3 protein-coding genes are annotated in these 4,110 nt (G+C 36.2%); all 3 read right to left on the bottom strand.

The window, feature by feature from the left end:
- Positions 1-286: 286 nt before the first annotated feature.
- Positions 287-1,612, bottom strand: coding sequence for an oligosaccharide flippase family protein (locus HPY60_11630; GenBank protein NPV51825.1), 1,326 nt, complete (start codon positions 1,610-1,612; stop codon positions 287-289).
- A gap of 24 nt (positions 1,613-1,636) precedes the next feature.
- Entirely contained in the window at positions 1,637-2,500 is an 864-nt protein-coding gene (locus HPY60_11625; protein ID NPV51824.1) for a glycosyltransferase family 2 protein, read from the bottom strand.
- Between the two features lie 87 nt (positions 2,501-2,587).
- Complete coding sequence (locus HPY60_11620; protein ID NPV51823.1) at positions 2,588-4,072, bottom strand: hypothetical protein; 1,485 nt, start codon at positions 4,070-4,072, stop codon at positions 2,588-2,590.
- Positions 4,073-4,110 lie beyond the last annotated feature (38 nt).

Genomic DNA, 4,110 nt, shown 5'->3' with positions numbered 1-4,110 from the left:
GATTTTCCAGAGACCGACCGGAATCGTGGCTTCCAGGAGAAGAAAAGAATAGAATGGTCACAATCGGCAGGTCAGAGATGCACCTTCACCGGGCCTCTCATCTGTCCAGACAATGGGGTCCATCTCACTCCTCCACCAAAAATCCTGTTAGCAATTTTCCCAGTAATCCCTTATAATCTCTTTGAGCCATCGTAAGTAAAAACCTCCTTTCTTAAGGTTGAAATTTTGAAAAGGAGATATTACGATGGCTCGTCCTCCTAAATCAATTTGCGAACTATTTTGTACACTAGCTTGAAAGGATATTAATCATACCTTCTTTTTTAGCTAATCTTCTTCCGACATAATATATTAAGAATAAATTCATTACAGCTCCAACTATTGCAAAAACCATAACAGTCTGAGTTAATTTAAGGTGCATCCCCCCCCACATTAAAGCTATCGTTCTTAAAAATAATAATATTATATCGTAAAAAAATACAAATTTTTGAATTCTGATAATCCGTGCAAATATAACTGCCGGAAGGTTACAAAAAACAAAAAGCATCCATATTATCAGACTTCTGGCCAGAATACCTGCGAGTTGCCATCGTGCCCCAAAAATTAAAGTAAAAATATGTGGTGCCCAGATTAATAGAATTAGAGATGGAATAAAAGCAATTGCAAAGAGCACAATAACGGTTCTTATAAATAATAATAATATACCTTTACCTTCATATTGATATTCGCAGGCTTTTTGAAAAAGAACTTGACGTAATGCAGTCAGAACCAGATTCATCGGGGCTTGAAGTATGGCCACGCCAAAGGCATAGGCTCCAGCCGGAGATAGACCATAAAATTTTGTGATTAAAAGGACAGGTAGTCCAGATGAAATTGCATTTATAAAATTCTGAGATGCTGAATATAGTGGAAAATCTATATATTCCTTAGCCAGAATTTTCATCTTCTCAAGTTTAATAGTGCTTCTCAAGGATTTTAGGTCCAGTTTTACGATTTGAACCAAGTTGATGCTTGCGAGCAAATTAGCCGAGAGATTGCTTATTATTAGGCCCAAAGAACCTGTTCTCAGAATTCCTAAAAATATTCTTGATCCGCTAGAGCCGATACTTCGTATTATTTGCGATGCAGATGTTGTCTTAAAGGCTTTCGAGCGAACAGCCCAGGCCTGAGAAGCTTGATTGATACCCTCAATTAGCAGCGTCATAAGAAATAAAAGTAGAGGCCAAGAACCCCTGGTTTTTGTGAGATCATAGAAAATCGATGGCTTAATAATACTGATAGATGATGCAATGAACGTAATTATAATAGTAGAGATTACTGAGAGACAAAAAAGATTTATGGCATCATGCTTTTCTTTTGGCAGCATTGATGCCTGACTATAGTCTAATGTTAAAAGTGCCCCGATAATTCCTGTGACTGCGCTAAATGATCCAAAAATACCGAAGTCTTCGGGTGTAAAAAGCCGGCTAATAATTGGAGATAATACATAAGCTATTGCTTGGGCCCCAGCCGTGCCACCCATTACGATCAAAATATTTTTAAGGAAGGAAGATTGTTTTAATGTATTTATCAGGTTGCTGATATTTGATCTTATAATAAAGTAATTTGATATCATATTGTTCTGTAGATATTAATTTGGTTAAAAGTCTCTTTTCTTTATTAACTCTATATCAAATCGAGCTAATAACTGGCTAAAATGATGGGCTCCCTTCTCAAGGCATTTAACATACAGGGCGGGACCAAGGATTAAACAAATTGGAAAAGAAATTAGATATACCCCCAATGCAAGCATTGATTTTAAAGCCGTAAGAATCTGTCTCGTTAGCGATGTACCCTTTATGCTGTTTTTGTAAGTGTTATAGCCATGAACGATTGAACGCCTGATATAGTAATTTTTTTGCCATCTCTCAGGAGGTACGATTTCGTAAACAGGGGCTTCTGCAACTGCTACGAATTTATAACCGTGTTCAATAGCCTGCTTAAAAAAAGCTCTATCAGATCCACTCGTTTTCCATTCAAGATCAAATCTAAGATCATATTCATCAAAAACCTTTCTTTTTAAAAGAACATTACCCGACCGTGTATGATACCAATCTAGAAGTGTGCCAGTTCGATAAATTGGGCGCTCGCAGAACTTGCCCTTTATTAACCAGGATGGTGGCTTCTGTTCAAAATATGGAATTACAGGACCCAGAGCGCCCTCTACATCGAATGTTTGAATGGCTCTATATAAAGTAATGAGCCAGTGGGGTGGGGGGAATTCATCGTCATCTATTATTGCTATGTAATTTCCGGTGGCTAACTTAATAGCATGATTCCTCGCAGCAGGAATTGATTTCTCAGGCTCTATATCATAATTAATCTTTATTTTAACGTTTTCCGCTAGAGTTTCCACAATCCCTTTTGCGGAGCCTGCTTGGTCATTATCTATAACAACTATAGAATAATTAAAAAGGTCATATGTTACTTGGTCATTAAGTTTATTAATTAGGCGCTCCAGCATTAATGGACGCTTATTTGTACAAATACAAATTGAAATATGATCTAATTTAACCATATGGATTAGCTTTGGTCAGATTTTTCATCTTTATTAATTTAAAGCATTAATATCTTCTCTCTTACTTAGTATAAAAGACCAAGCAAGTAGGAGCCAAGTCGAATAATTGGCAAATTCTCCTAATGATACTTCGGCAATATTGCGAACTAAAATCATGATTATAAGTGATATGAAAAATATTGAAATTTTATTATCTGGATTTAATAAATTTAAACTCTTTTTTAATAAAATAAGAATAAATATAATTGATAATAATACCCCAACTAGGCCCAGATCAAGAATGGTATCTAGGTAGCCATTATGAGCGTGACTTCCGATTTTATTTCTTAGAGATGTGGTCCAGAATCCTCCAAAACCGTGTCCCAATAATATATTTTGTTTGGCATATGGAATAAGTGCCCTCCAGATTTCAGTTCTACCAGTAAGGGTTTCGTTTCGGTTTAATAACTTGGGAAGAGATTTTGTTGGAATCTTGTCCGAAAACGGGATAAATATACCTATTGCTATTATAATAACGGCAAGAATCATGATTTCCTTTTCGATGTTAATCATTTGTTTTACAGACCATTTTAGGAATGTCAAAAAGATTAGTCCTACAGTCAAAGCTAAAAAAGATGTAGCAGAATAAACTAATGTTCTTCTTGGCCCCATCATTAAATATAAAGCCAAGGAAACCATAAAAATATCAATAAATATTGGTAGCCTTGACGACGATTGACTCCAATTCTTCAAATCTTGCCCCAGTGAACAGATCAAGAAAAGAATTGCCATCGCACATATCATTGCTAGCCCATTTTTCTGGCTGGCTATGCCCTCCCACCTTTCATCACCAGACCACCTTCCATAAGAACGTCCATATGAAGGGTAATATTTTATGAGTAATATTGACAAGGGGAGAGCGAGGTATATCGCTTTTTTGAATGCACTTGAGATTGTGTTAATTGGGTATTTTTCCGAACTTAATAGTAAGGCGATAATCAAAGCAACAGCTTCTCTACCCCACCTTCTAAAGGATATACCGGGAGTCCTTGACCATATAACGCTAATAAGAGAATAAATTAATATCAAGACGACCGGAATATTGAATTTAACCGATGAAATAAATGAAAAGCGTCTCTGAAATAATATGATCAGGGATATTATTCCCACAGCTAATAGAAAATATCTGTCAGGCAAACTTCCAGCTTCTATGGTTGTATGTATATTAATGAAAAATCCTAATCCTTTGCTGCCTGAATATAAAATCCAGATAGCGATTATCCAAACAGCTCCACTTGTGTTTTCAGTTGTTTTATGTTCAATATAAATTACACAACTAATAAATATTAAGACAATAATGAGGGCTAGCTGAGGCGGCAAATTTATTAGCTCCTTTAATCCAGTGTAATAATTACTTTTATTTGATAATATTTTAATTGATATGTCAATTTGAGCTGGTCCCCAAAAACTGGACAGCCTAGATAGGTGCACTTTGGCCTGCCATATCTCGGAAAGGAGGTATGGTAAGATGACAGGCATGAGGAAACAGTACGAAGCGGCCTTTAAGGCCAAGGTGG

This window comes from Methanofastidiosum sp. (assembly GCA_013178285.1).
GTDB lineage: Archaea > Methanobacteriota_B > Thermococci > Methanofastidiosales > Methanofastidiosaceae > Methanofastidiosum.
This window is presented reverse-complemented; position numbering and strand designations above follow the sequence as displayed.

Bases quoted from the DNA above. Each gene is read 5' to 3' on its own strand.
- HPY60_11625 (NPV51824.1), bottom strand. From the start codon at position 2,500: ATGCTGGAGCGCCTAATTAATAAACTTAATGACCAAGTAACATATGAC.
- HPY60_11630 (NPV51825.1), bottom strand. From the start codon at position 1,612: ATGATATCAAATTACTTTATTATAAGATCAAATATCAGCAACCTGATA.
- HPY60_11620 (NPV51823.1), bottom strand. From the start codon at position 4,072: ATGCCTGTCATCTTACCATACCTCCTTTCCGAGATATGGCAGGCCAAA.